The 20,864-nt window shown below is 45.4% G+C and carries 19 protein-coding genes and 1 tRNA gene; 8 read left to right on the forward strand and 12 right to left on the reverse strand.

From position 1 onward, the window contains the following. Window positions 1-9 precede the first annotated feature (9 nt). On the reverse strand, window positions 10-699 hold the full coding sequence (gene mtgA / locus FFR00_RS02805; protein WP_137671834.1) for a monofunctional biosynthetic peptidoglycan transglycosylase: 690 nt from the start codon (window positions 697-699) through the stop codon (window positions 10-12). Between the two features lie 69 nt (window positions 700-768). Then, window positions 769-1,950 (reverse strand): benzoate/H(+) symporter BenE family transporter, encoded by a 1,182-nt coding sequence (locus FFR00_RS02810; RefSeq protein ID WP_137671835.1) that lies wholly within the window; start codon window positions 1,948-1,950, stop codon window positions 769-771. A 117-nt stretch (window positions 1,951-2,067) separates the two neighbouring features. On the opposite strand from FFR00_RS02810, the gene FFR00_RS02815 reads away from it, so the two are divergent. Continuing rightward, window positions 2,068-2,637 carry a helix-turn-helix domain-containing protein gene (locus FFR00_RS02815; protein WP_137671836.1) on the forward strand — a complete coding sequence of 190 codons (570 nt, stop codon included), beginning with the start codon at window positions 2,068-2,070 and terminating at the stop codon, window positions 2,635-2,637. A 64-nt stretch (window positions 2,638-2,701) separates the two neighbouring features. Here the strand turns inward: FFR00_RS02815 and FFR00_RS02820 are convergent. Next, window positions 2,702-2,777, reverse strand: a tRNA-Phe gene (locus FFR00_RS02820). A 342-nt stretch (window positions 2,778-3,119) separates the two neighbouring features. On the opposite strand from FFR00_RS02820, the gene FFR00_RS02825 reads away from it, so the two are divergent. The 3 genes from FFR00_RS02825 (at window position 3,120) to FFR00_RS02835 (ending at window position 6,649) form a co-directional block, all read left to right on the forward strand. Further along, window positions 3,120-4,487: an L-serine ammonia-lyase gene (locus FFR00_RS02825; protein ID WP_137671837.1), complete on the forward strand. Its 1,368-nt coding sequence runs from the start codon at window positions 3,120-3,122 to the stop codon at window positions 4,485-4,487. Window positions 4,488-4,666: 179 nt separating this feature from the next. Then, window positions 4,667-5,116: a Fur family transcriptional regulator gene (locus tag FFR00_RS02830; RefSeq protein WP_137671838.1), complete on the forward strand. Its 450-nt coding sequence runs from the start codon at window positions 4,667-4,669 to the stop codon at window positions 5,114-5,116. Window positions 5,117-5,203: 87 nt separating this feature from the next. Then, window positions 5,204-6,649 (forward strand): peptidoglycan DD-metalloendopeptidase family protein, encoded by a 1,446-nt coding sequence (locus FFR00_RS02835; protein ID WP_137671839.1) that lies wholly within the window; start codon window positions 5,204-5,206, stop codon window positions 6,647-6,649. A gap of 222 nt (window positions 6,650-6,871) precedes the next feature. Here FFR00_RS02835 and FFR00_RS02840 read toward each other — a convergent pair whose 3' ends face one another. Both FFR00_RS02840 and FFR00_RS02845 read right to left on the reverse strand, forming a co-directional pair. After that, window positions 6,872-7,813 (reverse strand): BamA/TamA family outer membrane protein, encoded by a 942-nt coding sequence (locus tag FFR00_RS02840; protein ID WP_161985074.1) that lies wholly within the window; start codon window positions 7,811-7,813, stop codon window positions 6,872-6,874. A gap of 57 nt (window positions 7,814-7,870) precedes the next feature. Next, window positions 7,871-8,224 (reverse strand): glycine zipper family protein, encoded by a 354-nt coding sequence (locus tag FFR00_RS02845; protein ID WP_137671841.1) that lies wholly within the window; start codon window positions 8,222-8,224, stop codon window positions 7,871-7,873. 291 nt (window positions 8,225-8,515) lie between these two features. On the opposite strand from FFR00_RS02845, the gene FFR00_RS21955 reads away from it, so the two are divergent. Further along, window positions 8,516-8,644 (forward strand): hypothetical protein, encoded by a 129-nt coding sequence (locus FFR00_RS21955; RefSeq protein WP_255437648.1) that lies wholly within the window; start codon window positions 8,516-8,518, stop codon window positions 8,642-8,644. 72 nt (window positions 8,645-8,716) lie between these two features. Here the strand turns inward: FFR00_RS21955 and edd are convergent, their stop codons facing one another. From edd to FFR00_RS02870, 5 genes are all read right to left on the reverse strand, one after another. Continuing rightward, a complete protein-coding gene (gene edd / locus FFR00_RS02850) occupies window positions 8,717-10,522 on the reverse strand; it encodes a phosphogluconate dehydratase (protein ID WP_137671842.1) in 1,806 nt (601 codons plus the stop codon). Beyond that, window positions 10,519-11,058 (reverse strand): gluconokinase, encoded by a 540-nt coding sequence (locus tag FFR00_RS02855; protein WP_137671843.1) that lies wholly within the window; start codon window positions 11,056-11,058, stop codon window positions 10,519-10,521. Before FFR00_RS02855 ends, edd begins: the two co-directional genes overlap by 4 nt. Next, window positions 11,045-13,510, reverse strand: a complete 2,466-nt coding sequence (locus FFR00_RS02860) for a GH36-type glycosyl hydrolase domain-containing protein (protein WP_137671844.1) — start codon at window positions 13,508-13,510, stop codon at window positions 11,045-11,047. Before FFR00_RS02860 ends, FFR00_RS02855 begins: the two co-directional genes overlap by 14 nt. Window positions 13,511-13,543: 33 nt before the next feature. Next, on the reverse strand, window positions 13,544-14,539 hold the full coding sequence (locus FFR00_RS02865; protein ID WP_137671845.1) for a LacI family DNA-binding transcriptional regulator: 996 nt from the start codon (window positions 14,537-14,539) through the stop codon (window positions 13,544-13,546). A 183-nt stretch (window positions 14,540-14,722) separates the two neighbouring features. Then, window positions 14,723-15,778 (reverse strand): cation diffusion facilitator family transporter, encoded by a 1,056-nt coding sequence (locus FFR00_RS02870; RefSeq protein WP_201798671.1) that lies wholly within the window; start codon window positions 15,776-15,778, stop codon window positions 14,723-14,725. A 171-nt stretch (window positions 15,779-15,949) separates the two neighbouring features. Between FFR00_RS02870 and FFR00_RS02875 the strand changes: the two genes are divergently transcribed. Continuing rightward, a complete protein-coding gene (locus FFR00_RS02875; protein ID WP_137671846.1) occupies window positions 15,950-16,582 on the forward strand; it encodes a glutathione S-transferase family protein in 633 nt (210 codons plus the stop codon). A gap of 172 nt (window positions 16,583-16,754) precedes the next feature. After that, window positions 16,755-17,945 (forward strand): class I SAM-dependent methyltransferase, encoded by a 1,191-nt coding sequence (locus FFR00_RS02880; protein WP_137671847.1) that lies wholly within the window; start codon window positions 16,755-16,757, stop codon window positions 17,943-17,945. A 109-nt stretch (window positions 17,946-18,054) separates the two neighbouring features. Here FFR00_RS02880 and FFR00_RS02885 read toward each other — a convergent pair whose 3' ends face one another. Beyond that, entirely contained in the window at window positions 18,055-18,435 is a 381-nt protein-coding gene (locus tag FFR00_RS02885; RefSeq protein ID WP_137671848.1) for a hypothetical protein, read from the reverse strand. Between the two features lie 307 nt (window positions 18,436-18,742). Beyond that, entirely contained in the window at window positions 18,743-19,774 is a 1,032-nt protein-coding gene (locus tag FFR00_RS02890) for a lipase family protein (protein ID WP_137671849.1), read from the reverse strand. Window positions 19,775-19,963: 189 nt separating this feature from the next. Here FFR00_RS02890 and FFR00_RS02895 point away from each other — a divergent pair, with 189 nt between their 5' ends. Next, entirely contained in the window at window positions 19,964-20,737 is a 774-nt protein-coding gene (locus tag FFR00_RS02895) for a hypothetical protein (protein ID WP_137671850.1), read from the forward strand. Window positions 20,738-20,864: the final 127 nt, after the last annotated feature.

Below are 20,864 nucleotides of genomic sequence, written 5' to 3' on the forward strand. Positions count from 1 at the left end.
CTTATAACGTTACTTTGTAAAATTGAGGTATGCGCCACCTAGCTGGCGCATTTGCTGTTGAATCCAGGTAACTCGCTTTTGCATGTATGGCGTTTTTGGCCACAAACTGTAACGATAGGGACTTGGTAATAAGGCAGCCAAACTAGCAGATTGATAATGGCTTAATCTGGCAGCAGGCAGCTTAAAGTAATGTTTGCTGGCAGCTTCTACTCCGTAGATACCAGGTCCAAACTCGGCCACATTGAGATAAATTTCAAGTATTCGTTGTTTGGGTAAACTCAACTCAAGCAGCAGACTAAAGCCAGCTTCAAAAGCTTTTCGCCAATAGCTCTGAGCGGGCCACAACCAAAGGTTCTTAGCGGTTTGTTGGGTTATGGTACTCGCGCCACGCAACTTGCCACCTTGCTGATTATTCTTAAACGCCATCATGATAGCGGAATAATCCACACCCCAATGCTGGGGGAAACGCTGATCCTCTGCCGCCACCACAGCTAACACCATACTTGGCGAAATCGCATTCAGGTTTCGCCATTGATGAGCAACATCCTCCGGATAACTGCTGGGTGGGTATAAGCTTCGATGCAATCGCCAAGACCACATCGGGGGATCAATCCAGCGTAAGCTCAATACCAGTAATTCAGCAGTCACCATGAGTATAAGTAAACCGTAGCCAATCTTAGCCGCTATTTTTTTCAGCATATTGTTTACATATAGTCTTCAGTCAACTCATCACCTTAGTATACCTAAATGGTCTTAGGTTCCACCTGTTTAAGTCTTCATTAACTGCTTTTTCTTACTAACAGCTTGCGTGAAATAATGCACCAACATGCCTAAGCTTAACCCCCAAAATGCGCTGCCAATACCAAAGAAACTCACAGAAGAAGCAGTTAACAAAAAGGTGCATATCGCCGCTTCCCTACCCTCTGCATCAGCCAGTGCACCAGCCAAACTATTGGCAATAGTGCTTAATAGCGCTAAACCAGCCACTGCTGTTACTAGCTCTTGAGGAAATGCCGCGAATAAACTCACCACCGTTGCTCCCAACAAGCCAATAGCGATATAGAAAATACCAGCCCAAATAGACGCTAGGTAACGCTTACTTGGATCACTATCGGCTTCCTTACCCATGCAAATAGACGCAGTAATGGCTGAAAGATTAAACGCGAAACCTCCAAAGGGTGCTAGAACCAAGCCAGTAACGCCAGTCCAAGCGATGATAGGTGAAATGGCAGGGCGATAGCCATTACCGTGCAAAGCCGCTATTCCCGGCATATTTTGTGAAGCCATGGTCACAACAAACAAAGGTAAACCAACGCCAATCAGCGCCTGCCAAGAAAAATCTGGGCTAACCCATTCGGGCTTAGCAAGCTGAAAACTCACTGATGACAAATCTAACAAACCTAGTTGATAAGCTACGCCACATCCCACCAACAAAGTTAGCAACATGACATAACGCGGAGCAATATGGCGACCAATGAGATAACACGCAATCATAGCCACTACCAAGATTAACTGGCTCTCTAAAGCACTAAACAATTGCAAACTAAACTGCAGTAATACCCCGGCTAGCATGGCCGAAGCTAAAGACTGGGGGATCCAGCGAATCAACTTATCGATAAAGCCACTCAATCCACTCAGAGTTATCAGCAAAGAACTAAACAAAAATGCGCCAATCGCTTCGTTAATCGACAATCCTTGTAAACTAGTTACCAGCAAGGCTGCTCCAGGCGTGGACCAGGCAGTAAGAATTGGCTTTTTGCTATACCAAGATAAGCCAATGCTGCTCAGTCCCATGCCCACTCCCAAGGCCCATAACCAAGAGCTTATTTGCTGCTCACTGGCTCCTGCCGCAGCAGCAGCTTGAAACACAATCACCGCGGAACTGGTATAGCCAACCAACACCACAATAAAACCCGCTGAAACACGGGAAGCAACAAACCAGTCACGCATTGTTAAGCACTCCTTTTGCTCGTTAACCTTGTGTGCGCTATAGCGCACGGTGTGGACAAGCCTAGCACCTGTGCGTTATAACGTACAAATTATTTTTTGAATTCATTAGGTGGCTAATTGCACGCACTCAACCAATACCTCGCTCAAGCCTTAAAAACACAACGTCAACAAAAAAAGTGGAGCTTAGACACCGCAGCCAAACAAACTGGCGTGAGTAAAGCTATGCTAGGCCAAATAGAACGTGGGGAATCTAGCCCTACTATTGCCACCTTGTGGAAAATAGCGGGAGGCTTTTCTACTTCACTGTCTACCTTTTTAGAGCCCAGTATCAGTGAACAAAGTTCGCTACAAATAAGAACTGCTGACCAGCTTCGTCAACAACCTGCCAGCGACAACATGCTAGTAGCGACTCTCTTTCCCTATGAAGAAAAATACGGCTTTGAGATGTACGAGCTCACCCTATTAACGGGTTATCAACGCGTATCCGAGCCTCACGAACCGGGTGTGAGCGAGCATATCATTGTAATAAGTGGAGAAATGGAAGTACTGGTTAACGGGCTATGGCTAAGCTTGCAAAAAGGCCAAGCGCTTCGCTTTGCAGCAGATCAAGAACATGGTTATAGAAATTTGCACCCGCAAACAGCGGTGTTTCACGACATCATTCATTATCCAAATACAGGCAACTAAGGTGTCATTATTTTCCAAGGGACGGAAATGAAAAAAGCCTGCTAAAAAGCAGGCTTTTAAAAGGTGGTGCCCGGAGGCGGAATCGAACCACCGACACGAGGATTTTCAATCCTCTGCTCTACCGACTGAGCTATCCGGGCAACGGCGGCTATTAAACGTTTTTAGCCTAAACAAGTCAACCGCTTTTTCCAAAATTAGTGTTGAGTGACCACAAAGCGAGCAAAGCTTCTAAAAATCCACCAATCTAAGCCACCTTTATTAAATATTTACGCATTCTAAGTCTGTTTAGCGTAAAACCCTCAAAAATCAGTTTACCGAATCACGCTTTCTCATTACCCTAGGCGCCGCTATTCACTAGCCATAAATTGTAGCCACCAGCCGTTTTACCCTTTAAGGCTTAAAACCGCCTGATCCTATAGATTTATCAGCTAATTTTTGGGGCAGAAGTCACGTGCTTCTGCCTTTTTTATTCGAGAGAATTGATGCTTAGTATTTTTGATGTGTTTAAGGTGGGTATAGGCCCATCTAGCTCACACACCGTTGGGCCGATGATTGCCGCTCATAACTTTATTCAACAGTTAACCCAAGCCAAGATACTTAAACAAGTAGATAGCATTACCGTTGATGTATATGGATCCTTGTCGTTAACAGGCAAAGGCCACCACACTGACACAGCCATTATTATGGGTTTAGCAGGAAATCTACCCCACAATGTAGATATCGATGCTATTGCGGGCTTTGTACAACACTTAGAACAAACCGCAATACTTAAGGTAGCCAACAATCAACACCAAGTGGCGTTTCCTGCTAAGGCATTAACTTTTCATTCCACTTGTTTGCCGTTACACGAAAACGGCATGGTGATTCATGCTTGGCAAGGCAACCAGAACATCAAATCGATAACCTACTACTCTACTGGCGGTGGCTTTGTAGTAGAAGAACAACACTTTGGCCAAACAAACACTCAAACAATTAGCGTGCCTTTTCCTTATAATTCAGCAGCATCCTTGTTGGAGCAATGCCGCGAAAACGGAATGTCGATAAGTGGTTTAGTTCGAGCCAATGAACGAGCATTTAACTCCCAAACCATCATCAACCAACAAACCAGCACACTTTGGCAAACCATGTCACAAGCCATCGACCGAGGTTGCAAAACCGAAGGCATACTGGCGGGTCCATTACGCGTGCCACGGCGAGCAGCTTCTTTGCTACGCCAACTAAAAGGGCGCGGTTCAATGAGCAAAGACCCTATGGACATTATTGATTGGGTGAATTTGTTTGCTTTAGCAGTCAGTGAAGAAAACGCCGCTGGCGGCAGAGTGGTAACCGCCCCCACCAATGGCGCAGCGGGTATAATCCCCGCGGTTTTGGCTTACTATAACAAGTTCATCGAACCCTTAAATGAAGAAACCGTTCAACGTTTTTTGATGTGTTCAGGTGCCATTGGCATTTTGTATAAAACCAATGCGTCGGTATCGGGTGCAGAAGTTGGTTGCCAAGGCGAAGTGGGTGTTGCCTGCTCCATGGCTGCCGCGGGTTTAGCAGAGCTACTTGGTGGTAGCCCAATGCAAGTCTGTGAAGCGGCCGAAATTGGTATGGAACACAATTTGGGCCTAACCTGCGATCCAGTGGCTGGCCAAGTACAAGTGCCGTGTATTGAGCGTAACGCGATTGCCGCAGTAAAAGCGATTAACTCAAGCCGCATGGCGTTGAGGCGAACCATCGAGTCTCGCGTATCCCTCGATAGAGTCATCGAAACCATGTATGCCACCGGTAAAGACATGAACGCCAAATATCGCGAAACTTCACAAGGTGGTTTAGCGATTAAAGTGGCGATGACATGTAGCTAAACAACGACGGTTTTTAATCCAGCCTTTACAAAGACTTAAATACTGAGCTAACAATCACAAACAGCCCTTTCAATAGGGCTTGTAGCTTGCTAAACCACGACCAATGTTATAATGTAACGCTCAAATTTTGAGGGTGTTCACAGCTCCCCTCGCTAACCCTTGTTTTTACTCGGTATTTCATGATTACTGCTAATTATATACAACGCGTAAATGATTACTGTCATCAGCAGAAACTCAAGCTCACTCCTAATCGTGCCGCCGTGTTAGCCATTTTACATAAACAAAATGCACCTCTTAGCGCCTACGACGTGCTCGCAGAGCTGCAACAGCAGCAGCCTAAAACCAAACCGCCAACGGTTTATCGAGCTCTAGAATTTTTAATTCAGCATCACTTCATTCAGCATATTGAATCTACAAGTCGTTACTTAGTAAGCCAGCAGCAAGAGAGCTTTGCACCGCACCCCTTACTTATATGTACCGATTGTAAAAGTGTGACTCAAATGAATTTATCCAGTGAGCTAAAGCTAGAGTTAGATCATTTTGCAGGGCAACAAGGGTTTAGTCTGCATCCTCAAAGTTACGAATTTCAAGGCTTGTGCGCCAGCTGCCAACCTAGACAGAGCGCATGAATATAGCACTGATTATGGCAACCATAGCCACTAAAAATACTATAACAACAGCTGCATTAAGACAGCGTTTAATAGGTAAAAGACACTATGTTTAACAGTAAAGCCCAACTGTTTGGCCGCCCAAGCAGGCTGCCCAACAAACATTGGCAACTCATTTTGGCCTGCGGAGCCGTTATCACCATCGCAAGCTTTTGGCCCTCGTCAAAAACCACCACTTCAAGTGCGGGTTCTCGCCAACTGATCGAGCTGCCACAAAACAGCTTCACTAAACAAAACGATGGTTTAGTTTTCGACTTAAGCAGTAGCTCACGTGAAGCCATTGATTTAGTTAAACAAAAACCTCGCCCAGAACCCAGTTCAGCGCAGTTTAAACAGTCAGCAGTAAACACTAGCAAGCAACAAGCTGACTCAGCAGTTCAATCGCCAGAGTCCACTACCGCGTCAAACAGCGAGCCACTAGTTGGCGGCGTACGCAGTTACCAGTACACCATCAAAGAAGGTGATACTTTAGGTAAGATTTTCACCCGTTTCGAGATAACGCAAACCACAATGTATCAAGTATTAGAAGCTGACATCTCGGTGTTGGCACTTGATACTCTAAGCCCAGGGCATGAACTTACCTTTACTATCGATCACGACAAACAGGAGCTACAAGCTCTACAACTGGCTTTTAACCCTGCTCAACAAATTGTCTTTAAACGTGTCGACCCTACTACCTTTGAATACGAAACCGTTAGCATTGAAGGTCAATGGCAAAAACAAGCCATTAGCGGCACCATTGAAGGCAGCTTTTACGTATCTGCCCGTAAAGCCGGATTAAGCCCAAGTGAAGTGGAACAAGTGGCCACCATGTTCAAAGACAAAATTCGTTTTTCACGTGATTTTCGAGCGGGTGATGTATTCCAAGTGGTAAGAAACCGCCAATACATTGATGATGAGTTAACCGGTCAGAGCGAAATTAGCGCGGTGCGCATGTTTAATCGTGGCAATGAATATAGCGCTTACCTATTTAGTAACGGCAACTACTACGATAAAGATGGTGAAAGCCTTGCACGAGCCTTTATGCGGGTACCATTAAAACGCGCCCAACGAGTTAGCTCCGGGTTTAACCCTCGTCGCAAGCACCCGGTAACAGGGCGAATATCCCCGCACAACGGTACAGATTTCCCGGTAGCCATTGGCACCCCGGTTCTCGCAGCAGGCGATGGTGTGGTGACGCGAATAGAAAACCACCCTTATGCCGGTAAATACTTAGTGATTCAACACGGCGGCAAATATCGCTCGCGCTATCTGCACTTAAATAAATTTAAAGTGCGAAAAGGTCAGCGAGTCACACGCGGTCAAATCATAGCAGAGTCTGGTAATACCGGACGTTCTACCGGCCCTCACCTACATTATGAGTTTCATATAAATGGCCGTGCGGTAAACGCAATGACAGCTAAAATCCCGCTGGCATCGGCAATTGATAAACAAGAGCTAACAGCCTTTAATAAGCTAGTGAAAGATATGAATCAGTTAATTAAAACCGGCTAAATAAGCTAGCTGAACAATAAACTTAAAACGGAGCGTAATGCTCCGTTTTTTATTTCAGATTTACCATACATTTAAGCGCTACCATGCTGAGCCGAACTGCAAATACACAGCGGTATCGTTTTTGTGCTGCGCAATATCAATACCCCACTTCAAGCCTAATTGGCGAGCGATTAAGTGTCTAAACCCACCACCATAAATAGTTTGTAACTCGCTATCTTGGCCTTAATTATAAGCCGAGCCTGCGCCCGTAAAACCAATCAATTCCCAGCGCGAATTTAGCGCGTAGGCAAGTTCTACTTCTGCAGACGCTACCTGTTCACCTTGATAGCGCATCGCCGGGATACCGCGAATATCGATAAATGGAAGCTCCCAAGCAGGCGCCCCCTCACTAACTGCGGTAGCAACCACACGGCCAGAGACTCGCCACTTATCCGACAACGTTTGATAAGCATTAATGTACGAGTTAAATCGAGTAAAATCGTGGTCGCCTCCAGCATAGCTGCCGTGTTCAGATACTTTTACGCGAGCCTTAATACCGTTGTTTGGAGAGAACTGGTTGTCTAAGGATTCGTACAGCAAGCCATAAGAAAAAGCCGCATCTCTAGACTCCGTTTTACCCACACCTTCAAAGTTTAGATCTCCACCACTCAGCTTGTAGCCCCCATTCACAAACCAGTTACTGTTGGCGATACGAATATCTAGGTCATGCTGAGTAAGAAATCCATCGGCAGTCATTTTTACCGGATCTCCCGCGCCGTAAAAATCAATGTTGATTAAGCCTTGGAATATGCCCCCTTCATAACGAATGCCATCGTTGAGCCAGTTACCAGAGTGGAAAGCCCCAAAAAACTGGGTACCATTGTTGGTACCGCCACCCACAATGCCAGAAACGCTCGGCGAGATAGTTGTTGCAGTATTCGTTCGCCGGCGTTCCTCTTTTTGCTCTTCTGTTTCGTGGAAAAAAATGGCACCTAATAGCCCGCCATTTCCAATAGCTGGATCGGTAATTAGCGCCGGAAACAGTAAAAAGCCGTGGGCATTTTCTAAAGCCCACTCAGAGACATCTAGCTTACCATCTAAGGGGTCACGAAATTGATCCCAGGTCGATTTAGCGCTAATCGTTCCCGCTAGCAGGGCTAAGGTCCAAACGTATTTTTTTAACATACGGACACACTCTGAAGGGGGCATTGAACGCAGGCCTTAAAAAGGCTAATCATTAACTTACTCACCGTAAATAAGTTCTGCGTCAATCTCATCATCTAAATGCTGCTGGTAGATATCTTCAGCCATTGCATCTTCAACAAACTCGCGTTCATAACGGGCACACTCTTCTTCATCATAAGCGCCAGCAATCACCCCAGCCCCAGCGCCTATGGCCGCTCCATTGCCAGCATTGCCTACAATAGCCCCCGCTACACCACCAATAATCGCGCCATCTACCGCATCAGTAATCACATTGCCATCACAGGGATTAGCGCTAACTAACGCAGTATTAAACACACCGAACACTAAAGCGGCCGCCACAAATACACGCTGTGAAGGTGGCTGTTTACGCTGTTTGTTACTCTTTCTCATGAGACTTCTCTTAAGTAATTGATTTTTATGGCACAAGTGTGGCGATAAGTAAGAGAAATGGAAAATGAGCAGGTGTAAGCGGAGCTTATAGGAATAAATATTTTGCTACATCAAAAGCTGAACACGAATAGCTGAAGCACCGAAAAACGATAAAAAAAGGACTACGAAGAACCCAAAATCAACAAATAAAGTAGCCTTGAGTGGGCTAAGCGGGACTTGTTCACGTTAATTTATGAATGGAATTGCCGTTTACGCGGTCTAATGTAATGTAGGTAGCAAGAGGTCGCCTTTATGAACAGAATTACTCTTACTATATTGCTATTGATCCCAATAGCCTTGAGCATTGCGGTAGGTATTAAAGTGAGTCATGGCATTTCGCTAAACTCGCCGTTAGTTGTGCAGAGTAAAGCTAACGCTTAGCTCCGCACAGCGTGCCGACACAAGCCAAACAATGGTGTTGGCTAAGCCGTCTCACCTTCTTACTAATATTAACTAATCAAACAATACACTAGCGCCATTTTCGGCACTGCCAATTAAGCGGCGGAATGGTTCAAATAGCTCTCTGCCGGTGCCAAAGTGCTGCAGAGTTTTGCTGTCTTGCTCAATCTCTCTCGCACTTAACTGCTGCTGATCTAATTGGCAGTTAAGAGTGCCATTTATTGCATCGAGCTGAATCAAATCTCCATCGCGTAACTTCGCCAATATACCACCTTTAGCTGTTTCAGGACTTAAATGTAAGGCAGAGGGTATTTTTCCTGAAGCACCCGACAAACGACCATCTGTTACCAATGCCACTTTAAACCCTTGTTTCTGAAGGTTACCCAGTATCGGCATCAACTTGTGCAGTTCTGGCATGCCATTGGCTGCAGGCCCGTTATAACGAACCACTACCACCACATCTTGATTCAATAGACCTTGTTGGTAAGCTTCTACCACTTGATGCTGGCAATCAAAGATTTTAGCGGGCGCTGTAATTATTTGCTGGCTCACGGCTACAGCGCTGGTTTTAATCACTGCCCTGCCTAGGTTACCGCTGAGTAATTGTAAGCCACCGTTTTCGGCAAACTGATGCTTGTCAGCGGCAATCACGCTGCTATTTAGGCTTTCACTTGCACTGCGCCAACATAGCTCGCCATTCTCCAAATAAGGAGATTGTAAGTAATCACTAAGCTGGCCATAAATGGTATTCGCGTCCATATGCAACAAACCGCGTTGCGCTAACAAACGCAATAGGCAAGGTACCCCGCCCGCATGCTCAAAAGCATTAATATCGGCTGGGCCATTAGGATACATACTTGAGAGTTGCGGCACTGCTTTAGCCAGTTGCGCAAAATCATCCCAGGTTAATATCAACCCTGCAGCACGGGCTATCGCTATCATATGCAGGGTGTGGTTAGTGCTGCCGCCCGATGCCATTAGCGCAACCAAACCATTCACCAAAGCCTTTTCGTCAAGCACTCGATACAAAGGCTGATAATTGGGGCTGCCCATGGCAATTTTTACCATGTGTTTAGCAAGCTGCTCGGTGAGTTTTTCTCGAAGAGGTGAATTCACTTCAACAAAGGCGCTGCCCGGTAGCATTAATCCCATGGCTTCAAATACCAATTGGTTAGTATTCGCAGTGCCATAAAAGGTACAAGTGCCGGGTGCGTGGTAAGCTTTATTTTCGGTCTCTTGTAAGGCTGATTTATCCAGCTCACCCGCTGCGTATAGCTGACGAACAGCCACTTTTTGCTCGTTTGAGATGCCGCTAGGCATTGGTCCACTCGGTACAAAAGCCGTAGGTAAGTGACCAAAAGACAGGGCGCCCATCAGTTGGCCAGGCGCTATTTTGTCACACACTCCTAACAGCAAACACCCATCAAAGCCTTGGTGACTTAAGCCAATAGCGGTACTTTGAGCAATTAGATCACGTGAATACAAAGACAAATCCATGCCTTCTTGACCTTGGGTAACCCCATCACACATTGCTGGCACGCCACCCGCCACTTGAGCACTGTGGCCCAAGCTCGCCAAGTAATGCTGAATCTTTTGCGGGTATACCGCATACGGTTGATGTGCGCTTAACATGTCGTTATAAGCACTAATAATCGCAATATTAACCCGAGTAAAATCTAGCAAGCGCCCTTTTTGCTGCTCACTACAGGCAGCCACAGCATGTGCTAAATTACCGCAACTTAAACGCGCCCTAGAGCTGCCTTTTGCGGCTTGCTGCTGCATTCGTTGCACATAATCATTACGTAAGGTTTTGCTGCGCTGGCGAATGGTTTGAGTCACTTGCTGAATAATCGAGTTCATGGTTTGCTCGCCTCAGCGAGATGACTCGCCGCATGAATACAACGCTGCATAACCATATCAAAACGCCCGGTTATCGAAACATTCACTACATCGTGCTCCGCAGCTGTAGGTAACTCTAAGTCTTGGTATTGGCTGCTTAACAAATCACTGGGCATAAAATGCTGCTCTCGTTGTCGCAAGCGGGTTTCAATTAAAGCTTGCGTGCCAACTAAATGAATAAAGCCCACTGTGCCAGACATCTCTCTCAATTTATCGCGATAGGCTTTTTTTAAGGCTGAGCATACAATCACAACGCTTTGCCCACGCTGGCTAAACGAAGCTGCAGATAGGGTCACTTGTTCTAACCAAGGCCAGCGGTCTTGATCATCAAGTGGCTGGCCGCTTTTCATTTTTTCAATATTACTGGTGGGGTGTAAATCGTCTGCATCTACAAACTGAAAACCCAAACATTCCGCCAGTGCTTTACCAACACTAGACTTTCCAGACCCGGATACGCCCATAATAATATAGATAATAGGGGGCTTAATGTTCGTCATATTCAACCTTTTCCGCACGTGTTGTTTGAGCCGAAAGTTCTGTCTCTATACCGCTTAGTGTTACCGTTAGCGAGTAATGCTCACCTGGTGTGAATCCACTGATTAGCAGTGTATTGGTGCTTTTATTCGAGAGGGTAAGTGTAGTACTTTGCGAAACGTTAGCACTTACTGAAATACACTTCTGTATAGCGTTTTCTGACAGAGCTTGTTGCACAAACTCAATATCAAATGTCGCGCCGCGAAACTTGCGTTGAGCCGAGGCATGTAACCATTCTTTGGGTAACTGCGGGCTTACCAGCAAGCCTTCGCTGCAACCGCGCATGCCAAATAACTGTTCAACCAGTAATTGATAAAACCAAGCACTGGTTCCTGTATTAAACAAGTTACTAGAGCGACCAGCAGTACGCGGGTATTGGTAGTAAGCACCACGATAATAATTTGGCAAATACACCGGAAGCTGACCACGAATACTTAAATCCTCATTCTCATTGGAGGGGATCATTTTTCGCAATACCTTAAACGCGCGTTCACCCAGACCATTGGCGTACAGCGATGCCGCATAAAACGCCGCCGCATGGTTATACACCGAACCATTCTCTGCGCTGCCGGGCCACTTTTGGGTCACTCGGCCAACATCATCGCGCATTTGGGTATATGCAGGAGCGCTCACCATTACCCCAAAAGGCGTGTCGAGCTGCTCGTCAATCGCTGCCACCATTTGTTGGCTTTGCTGCTGATTAGCGGCTCCACATAATAAGGCCCAGCTTTGAGCATTAAGAAAAATACGCCCTTCAACATCCTTACTTACGCCAAATAATACGCCTTTATCGGTAATCCCTCGGCCATACCACTGCCCGTCCCAAAAATACTGATTAATACGCTGATTAAGTTGTGTGGCATGTTGCTCAAATTGGTTTGCTAGCTGAGTTTGCTCAAGCTTATGGCAAACTGGTACCCACAACTGTAAGGCATAAGAAATGGCTTCAGCTAACCAACCCGACACCCCTTTGCCTTGGTAACCCACCATATTCATTGGGTCGCACCAATCACCTTGAGCAATATACGGTAAACCTCGCTCATCATTAGCCTCGCATAAAAACTGCATCGCCTTAGAAACATGTTCAAATACACTGCTCTGCATTGCTTGGTCTGCCCACGCTAAAGGCAGCTCCAACAGACTGTAATCATTGGTTTCTTGAAGGTAGGCACTTAATACAATAGCTAGCCAAACGGGGTGATCGGTATGCGGCACCTGATTGATGTATTTCAGCTCAGCTTGTTCACTAAGCAAAATGCCATCAGGCATTTCACCACTAAATTTCTGTTGTTGAAGCGCCGTGATTATGGCCTTTTTACAGGCTTGGGGGTTGAGATACACCATGCCCATGGCGTCTTGCAGGTAGTTACGTGTTTGCGGGTCGGTAGTAAGGCGATTGCTATCGCCATGATAAAACACCTGTCGAGGTAACCAATTATTCACAAAGTGATTAAACTGCTGATCGGGTGTGTTCACTTTCATGCAGCCTTGCGCCTGCGAGAAATAATCTTCAGATTCCGCTTTTATTTGCTGCTCATCACTCTGCAAATAGCGTTGATTAAGTTTTTGAATTTCAGGCTTATCTTTAGCGGGCCCAAAACATAAACGCAAACTGTCGCTAGCTTTAGGCGCTAACAAATATTGAAACTGCATAATAGCCGCAGGCAATTCATAATGGGCCTCACCGTTAGCAAGGTTACCGCCATGTTGAAGGCTACTAGGGTTATGTAAGCCTCCTTCGCCTTCAAAGGCAGCTTGCGATACTTCATAATAATCAGGAATTCGACTAGCAGACAAAAACGTCAGATCTTTTAGGTGTTGATTTTTGAAGTAATCATCTACTTTCTGATAAGGGGTTACGCTGCTACACACAATCGCATTTAGCTCAGTGTTGTATTGCCCTCCCATATTCATCCACGAGGCATAACCCACCGGGAAATAGGGTATAAGCGAAATGTCTCTAAGGTGGTTACTTACATTAACCACGCGTATTTGCCAGAGCTCTAGTACATCATTCGCTGCCAAACTAAGCGTAATAGTGAGCTCAATATCCAGTTTTTCAATTTTCCAGCGAATATCTGCCAAGCCAGGTTCAAATGCATAAGCATCTAAACTTACCCGCATCGGCTCATAAGGTGCCGAAAACATCTCGCCCGTTTGGTTATCTCTTAAATAAAAAAAGCGCCCTGGATGATGACTAAAATAAGGCTGCTCGGGCTGCATAAAGCTTTGCGCAGCTAAGTTAGGTACATGGGTGTATTGTCGTGGTTCAGGATCCATATATTGACTCACTGCATAACCACGACAGTTCATATGCAGCATCATTTTTTTGTTCCACAAATAAGCGGCGCTATTCGGCGCTATGCATGGGTCGTCAAGCTGATAACGCGTTCCGTCTTCAATAAACTTAGCCATGGTTTAACTCTTGTTAGTGATTATCAAAGGACTCTAAGGTGTGCTAGCACGTGCGATAAAACGAGGTGATTCCACTTTAGGAATCGTTAACTGCAAATCGTAAGCCATGTTGAGTACTCGCCGACAGGCAGCACTGGCCATTTGCTCTATAGGAATGCTAATGGTGCTTAAGGGCGGAGAAGCATAAGCAGCAAAGTCGACATTGTCGTAACCCAATACCGCCACTTGTTGAGGTACCTTAATGCCGGCACTTTGCAGCATTGATAACGCCACTAACGCCACCTTGTCGTTACCACAAAACAATGCGTCAAACGCGAGGCCACTGCTTAACAATTGATGAATGGCTGCTCTGCACTCTTCAAAATCAAAGCTACCTTCAATAACCAACCTGGGATTAATTGGGCGGTCTTGTCTGGCTAACTCATTCACAAAGCCCTGCTGGCGCTGCTGGGCATCTTGGGCGCTTAATCGCCCAGTGATACAGGCAATGTTTTGGTGGCCCTGTTCAAGTAACGCGATGGCAGCTAATCTGCCCCCCAAGTAATGATCAACACTAAAAGACTCTGCAGACAGTAAATCTACCGAATGATTAATAAAGACTAACGGCGGGTAGCTGGCTTGTGCGCTAAGCAAGTCGGATACAGCCATTTCTGGACATACCATTAATACCCCATCACAGTCGCGACGAATTAAGTAATCGAGGTGCTGTAAGCAAGCTTCATTGCTGCCTGCACCTTCGGCATTGGCCAAAATGAGGTGTTTATCGTGACGTCGTAGCTCTAACTCTATGGCGTGCAATATATGCTGGTGAAAAGAGCCAGATAAAGAAGGTAACCACACGCCAATAATATTGGAACGCTGTGTTGATAAGGCGCGAGCAAAGCTATTAGGCCGATAATTTAGTTGGAGCATGGCTTGGCTAATTCGCTGTTGTGCTTTAGCCGATACTCCACCATTTCCCGACAAGGAACGCGATACCGTGCCTACGCCAACCTCGGCTAATTTTGCCACATCTTTAATGGTCGCCATTTGCTCGCTCTGCTTTGCTCATTGCTGTTACAACCAGCATGAGCACCAGCCAGGCTAGCCTCAAGCATCAAAAACGCAAAATGGAACCGATTCCATATATTTATGAAACAAATAGCAAGCGCTTAGAATAATTTCATCAAGGCAATAAAAAGAGCGCTCTTTTTTGCTGCTAGCTTAAGTTAACTATACCTGTTCGCTGGCGAGCTCATCATCACAACTGTCACAGCAAGGGTTTAAGACTCGTTCGGCACAATTAAACGGCTCAATGTGAATAATTACATCCACCACTTCATCTAACTCTTGCATCAAATGATCTTTAAACTCTTCACTAATGGTATGTGCTTTATCCACACTCATGTCTGGGTCAACCAATAAGTGAAAGTCTACCAAAATGGCACTGCCCACGCGGCGATTGCGAATCGCATGTACTTCTTTTATCTCATCATTACTAACCGCATGATGCTGAATTTTCTGCTCTAACTTTTCATCTGCTTCTTTTTCGGTAATCTCTTGCATAGCCGGCCATATAATTTCCCACGCGGCCTTTAGAATCATCGCTGTAACCAATAAAGCAGCAATTTGATCCAAATAATGCAAATGCGGAAAGAAGTAGTTGGCCAATACCGCTACTGCAACCGGTAACGAACTTAGGGCATCACTGCGATGATGCCAAGCGTTGGCGTGCAAAGCGCGGCTGTTAACACGTTTGGCTTGAATTAGTGTCCAACGGTACAACACTTCTTTTACGACTATCGACACCAATGCAGCCGCTAAGGCTAATACCCCAGGGTTACTGGTTTCATTGGCGGTTAAGGAATTTATCGAATCCCAAGCAATGCCAACGCCGACCAATATTAACAATGCACCAATAAAAATATTAGTGAGCGTTTCAAAACGACCATGACCATAGGGGTGTTCTTTATCGGCAGGGGCAGCCCAATAACGAGAGCCAATTAAAATAGCAGCATCGGTGACTAAATCAGAAAAACTGTGTACTCCATCGGCGACCAGCGCTTGGCTACCAGTAAGCTTGCCCACACCAATCTTAAGAATCGCCAAAAACACATTGGCAATAGAGCCAATCCATGTTGCTTTGCGAACAGTTTTAACCACTTGCTGTTGCATGATGAGTCCGTCTACCACTAAAAAATGAGCACATAGTCTACCCAGTTCAGACCCAGAAAACGAGCCTAGGCTACCGACATCTATTATCTTTAAGTGATTGAAAATAAATATCATCTAGATTCAAGAGAGCAGAGATAAGATAAACGCTTGAAGCGCTTAACTATCTGCACTTAGCCACTGATAGCTTTTTAATCAATTAAAGCCACTAAACTATAGCGATAGGCTCCACTTGCTTCTATGCTATAGCTGAATTTGCCCTTGTTGTAGCTAAAAAGGATTGCCTCAATGATTACTTTGTATGGCTCGCCACGCACTCGCTCTTTGCGCGTATCGTGGATGCTGGAAGAATTACAACTCGAATGGAGTTATCACTACCTTAACCTTCAAGCCGGTGAACACCGCAGCGAAGAATATTTAAGCATTAATCCCTGCGGTAAAGTGCCTGCATTAAAAGATGGCGAGCTAGTCTTTAATGAATCTGCCGCAATTTGCCTTTATTTAGCCGAGAAATACGGCCCGCACTTTTTGCCCACTCCGGGCAGTGATCAATCCGCTCTACATCATCGCTGGGTAAGCTTTACTATTTGCGAATTAGAGCAAGCACTTTGGAGCATGGGCAAACATCGCTTTGCTTTACCTGAAGAACTACGCGTACCAGAAATGCTAGAAACCGCTACTTGGGAATTTAATAAAGCGGCTGCCATTGCCGAGCTTTGGGTGCCAGAAGAAGGCTACCTATGCGGCGAGCAGTTTACCGTGGCAGATGTTTTACTCTGTCACACCCTAAATTGGGCAATGAGCTTTCAACAACAACTTCCCCCAAAGTTAATGGCATACCGTAAACGCACCAGCCAGCGCTCGGCCTTAAATACCGGCCTTGAAAAAGAAATGAACGGCAAGGCCATGAGCAATTTGTAAGCCGCTTCATCTTAGTGAGTAGTTAATAAAGCTAAGCCCTAAAGCTTGGCTTTTTCGATTTCGGCTTAAGCCACTAAAAACGCCCGCTTTTGCTGAATAAAGCCAGACTATACTTGGGTTTTGCCAAGCAAGACGCTTATAATGCGCGGCATTACCAATTAGGAAGCAAAACATGAGCGGCATCATTACCCTTAAAGCCAAACGCGACAAAGCATTGTTGCGTCGCCATCCGTGGATTTTCTCTAACGGCATTCATAAAGTGTCGGGCAAGCCGCTCTCCGGTGAAACGGTTGAAGTATACAGTGCTGAGGGGAAATACTTAGCCACCGCCGCTTACTCGCCTGATTCTCAAATTCGCGCACGAGTATGGAGCTTTGATCAACAGCAACAAATTGATAAGCAGTACTTTATTCAGCGCTTACAAGATGCCGATGCTGCTCGTAGCATTTTGCCAGAATTTGCCGATACCAATGCTTACCGCTTAGTCGCTGGCGAAAACGATGGCTTACCGGGTATTACTATTGACCGCTATGCCAATGTATTGGTTTTGCAGCTATTAAGCGCTGGCGCAGAGTTTCAACGCGCTAACTTAGTAGAGGCCCTAAAACACTGCTTCCCAGACGATGTTATTTACGAACGTTCAGATGTAGCTGTGCGCAAAAAAGAAGGCCTAGAACAAACCCAAGGTCTCATTCATGGTGAGCTTCCAGCTCAACCGATGGAAATAGAAGAAAACGGCCTGCGCTTGTTAATTAACGTAGAAACTGGTCACAAAACCGGTTACTACCTTGATCAGCGTAATAACCGCAAACTAGTTGGCCAACTGGCCAAGGGCAAAAAGATCCTCAACTGCTTTTGTTACACTGGTGGTTTTGGCACCTATGCCTTAGCTGGCGGCGCGAAAAAAGTAGTAAACATTGACGTGTCTGATGCGGCCTTAGAGATTGCCAATCAAAATGTTGAGCTAAATGGTTTAGATGCAAACAAGATTACTCAGTTAAATGCTGATGTATTTAAGCAGCTGCGCGCTTACCGCGACTGTGACGAGCAATTCGACATGATAGTGCTAGACCCACCAAAATTTGTTGACAGTAAAGCCAGCTTAAACCGCGCTAGCCGTGGTTACAAAGACATCAACATGCTGGCCATGCAAATGCTTCGTCCGGGTGGAATATTACTCACGTACTCGTGTTCTGGCCTTATGCCAACTAGCTTGTTCCAAAAAATCGTGGCCGATGCAGCCATTGATGCCAAACGAGAAATGCAATTTTTGAAAACCCTAGAGCAAGCGGAAGATCACCCCGTAGGCGGCCCCTACCCAGAAGGCCACTACCTAAAAGGCTTTTTGTGCCGAGTTAAGTAAGCCACGCTCAAACGTCTTAGAACGATAAAAAACCGCAGGCTAGCCTGCGGTTTTTTATTGCTTAATCAGCAGCAAACAACTGGCCTTCAGCCAGAATAAAAGCACACGGCTATGCTGTTTTCTGCAGTAATTGATACTGTTGGTTAAGCTCTATTTCTTGCTTGCTCAAGCGGTAAACGGCAATAAATACTAAGGCAGTAATTGGGTTTAAAAATGGAATAATTTGAATACCGATAAGTGCCAATAGCTGGCCAGTTTTCCTTTTAGCAATAGCGCTGTGAATCCAATATACATACGACATAGCGCCGGCTGTCATAACCAACAAATAGGAAATAGAAAAGCCTAATTCTTCTCCCATTATATTCGGGAAGAAAAGCCAAACTGCACAACCTAAACTGAGTATCGCTACGATAGCCCAGCAAGCGATAAGAAAAAGTTTTCTAAACATCCCTAAAGAAGAAAACGACAATTGATAGTTGTTAATGTCCATACAAATTTAAAACCTGATTATTCTCTTTCACGTTTACGATGGCAAAGAGGCTTAGCGCATTCTCGGCACTGGAATGGCAGAGATGCTAGCATGTTTTAATCATATTCTTCGTGAAATTAAACACGAATGCTGGAACAAAACCCCGTCATTAAAGACCTATTTGTTACATTCCAAATCATGCCCAAACTCAAAACAGTCAACAGCTTTTAGGTTATCAATAAGTAGAATCAGTGTTTAAAGGGCCCCCGCCCATGTTCAAACAACTACGGTAATAGGCGTTGGTGCTTTTCAGCTAAGACTTTCAAGCTCAAGCACTCGGTTTTGAGGATGCATCAGCCAAAACACCAGCCGCCTGCTCGCCCTGCAAGCTATTCCATAGTTTTAAGCAGTAATAAATCGGCATATGATCGGTAAAGCTTATGGAGGTATCACCATGCAAACGCTTAAGATTGTCACGCCATTCTTTAAAAGAATCCAAAAGGTGCTGGTTTATTTCTGCTAGGTCTATGCTCAGGCTTTTACGGCGTGCTTCTTGGGCCTGAAAAGTACTTACAATCAGTTCCTTATATTGTTCCGAACTCATCTCTGGCCGTTGGTAATCAATACGCTGATCACTGTGGATGTAAACCAGCTCGCCAGTATCTTCAAAACAAAACTTAATAGCAGGTACGTTCGGCGGCAACATTGGAATAGGATCACGCGCATGCTCTACTCGCCACACCGGTCGCTGCTTAAGTAAGTGGGTAAAGTCGCTGTCTCCTAGTCGCGGCGCGCCATAAATGTACAAACCGGTGGCTTGGGTTATTTTGGCAAAACACAAGGTCGCCAAAGCGCCTCCTAAGCTATGCCCAGTCATCCAAATCGGCCGTTCTGGATACTCGGCAATTTGTTGTTCAATAAAGGCTGCTAAGCCTTGCTCGCCATCCCAGATTTCATCTAAGGCTTTTTGAAAACCGGTATGCACTTTGCCACCTTCACTAAATCGAGTAGGCAATGCATCTAAATCACTTCGCAATTCATACAATGCCGATAGCGACTTCAATTCAGTACCGCGAAAACTAATAATTAGTGCCTTTTGGTTACCAGCCGCCATGCACTCTGTGCCTTTACCTTGGAAAAAACTAAACTGATTAAAGCCCGCCAATTGATAGGCCATTCGCGCAAAACCTGGGTGGGTATAGGCCAACAACGAGCAATCGGCCAACCACCAAGCATTAACTTTAGAAAACTCAGTATTACTGGCCTCAAAGGGATGTGCAGACGCATCATTAAAATAGCGATAGTCCATGTCGGGCGGCACTATATCGTAGCTTTTAGGGTCAGGAATGAGCTTTATCATGGCAGTTTACTAAGTAAAAATGGCGGGTTTCATCTTACCTTAAGTTCAAACCATTTCACCACAGAGAGCTAAAGCAGTAATGGAAATTTGAACTGTTCACAGTTTTCATCCAAAGCGGCAATTGTGGAAGCGCTTTATTTAGCCATCTGATATAACTAGTCATTTAAGATGACTATTAGGGAGTAAGCAATGCGAATGACCCAATTAGCGTTAATACCTGCCTTGTTAGCAAAAATCCTATCATTTGTCGGTTTAGCTTGGTTGTTGAACGGCTGTGCTCCTAGCGTACAAACGGTTTATCTTACTCCAGAGGTAAAGGGACAGGTGGTGGTGCTAAAAAATGGAGCAAGCGCGCAATTCTTCCCCTTAGCAAAGAGCAACATTTATCACCGCAAGTATCCTGAAAAAGCGGTTGAATCAGATACCAATGGGCAGTTTACCCTAGCAGCAGAAAGCCAAGTAGAGGCTAGCTGGCTAATGGCCGGTCATGCCTTTAATTACTACCCCTTGTTTATAGAAAAAGGGCCTTTACGCTATCAGTTATTGGCTGAAGCATCGGTTAAAATGCATCATTTAGAAACGCTCACGTTAAGCAGCATAATTGTTGAAAGCGAGTTAAAGGGTGAGCCATTACTAGAAGACTCCGCCCCCAGCGCGCTACACCGCTGCAATTTTTCTTGGCTTACTCAATTGCGTCGCTCTTTGGCTGTTAATAGTGTTTTGGAGCAGCACTTTACGCAGCGCTCGGCGCTATCAACCCAAGAGCAAACTTATGTAGACGACCAATATCAGCAAACTCGATTATGGTTAGCACAAGTAAAGCGCAGCTGTGATTGGAGAGACAGGCATGGCCTACCCAACTACGATGATATGAAAGCAGGCAATGAGTACTTTAAGCAAATAGACAGCGCGCTCAGCAATAAATCACTGAGTAAACATGACAATGAGAGCAATACAAAGTGAACAAGAACTGAGCATGCAAAAACCTGGGCTGCTTTAAGCAAATCAGTAAAAGCCAACCAGAACTTGCTCACCCTGAATACGAGCCAAATGCTCGGCTAATAACTGGCGAACACCGATTAGTCAGCCA

The organism is Agarivorans sp. Toyoura001 (assembly GCF_005405585.1).
Lineage (GTDB): Bacteria > Pseudomonadota > Gammaproteobacteria > Enterobacterales > Celerinatantimonadaceae > Agarivorans.

Coding starts and splice junctions, on each gene's coding strand:
- edd (WP_137671842.1), bottom strand. CDS start 10,522: ATGAACTCGATTATTCAGCAAGTGACTCAAACCATTCGCCAGCGCAGC.
- FFR00_RS02880 (WP_137671847.1), top strand. CDS start 16,755: ATGAGCGGCATCATTACCCTTAAAGCCAAACGCGACAAAGCATTGTTG.
- FFR00_RS02825 (WP_137671837.1), top strand. CDS start 3,120: ATGCTTAGTATTTTTGATGTGTTTAAGGTGGGTATAGGCCCATCTAGC.
- FFR00_RS02830 (WP_137671838.1), top strand. CDS start 4,667: ATGATTACTGCTAATTATATACAACGCGTAAATGATTACTGTCATCAG.
- mtgA (WP_137671834.1), bottom strand. CDS start 699: ATGCTGAAAAAAATAGCGGCTAAGATTGGCTACGGTTTACTTATACTC.
- FFR00_RS02885 (WP_137671848.1), bottom strand. CDS start 18,435: ATGGACATTAACAACTATCAATTGTCGTTTTCTTCTTTAGGGATGTTT.
- FFR00_RS21955 (WP_255437648.1), top strand. CDS start 8,516: ATGAACAGAATTACTCTTACTATATTGCTATTGATCCCAATAGCCTTG.
- FFR00_RS02890 (WP_137671849.1), bottom strand. CDS start 19,774: ATGATAAAGCTCATTCCTGACCCTAAAAGCTACGATATAGTGCCGCCC.
- FFR00_RS02875 (WP_137671846.1), top strand. CDS start 15,950: ATGATTACTTTGTATGGCTCGCCACGCACTCGCTCTTTGCGCGTATCG.
- FFR00_RS02865 (WP_137671845.1), bottom strand. CDS start 14,539: ATGGCGACCATTAAAGATGTGGCAAAATTAGCCGAGGTTGGCGTAGGC.
- FFR00_RS02855 (WP_137671843.1), bottom strand. CDS start 11,058: ATGACGAACATTAAGCCCCCTATTATCTATATTATTATGGGCGTATCC.
- FFR00_RS02845 (WP_137671841.1), bottom strand. CDS start 8,224: ATGAGAAAGAGTAACAAACAGCGTAAACAGCCACCTTCACAGCGTGTA.
- FFR00_RS02810 (WP_137671835.1), bottom strand. CDS start 1,950: ATGCGTGACTGGTTTGTTGCTTCCCGTGTTTCAGCGGGTTTTATTGTG.
- FFR00_RS02895 (WP_137671850.1), top strand. CDS start 19,964: ATGCGAATGACCCAATTAGCGTTAATACCTGCCTTGTTAGCAAAAATC.
- FFR00_RS02835 (WP_137671839.1), top strand. CDS start 5,204: ATGTTTAACAGTAAAGCCCAACTGTTTGGCCGCCCAAGCAGGCTGCCC.
- FFR00_RS02840 (WP_161985074.1), bottom strand. CDS start 7,813: ATGTTAAAAAAATACGTTTGGACCTTAGCCCTGCTAGCGGGAACGATT.
- FFR00_RS02860 (WP_137671844.1), bottom strand. CDS start 13,510: ATGGCTAAGTTTATTGAAGACGGAACGCGTTATCAGCTTGACGACCCA.
- FFR00_RS02870 (WP_201798671.1), bottom strand. CDS start 15,778: ATGATATTTATTTTCAATCACTTAAAGATAATAGATGTCGGTAGCCTA.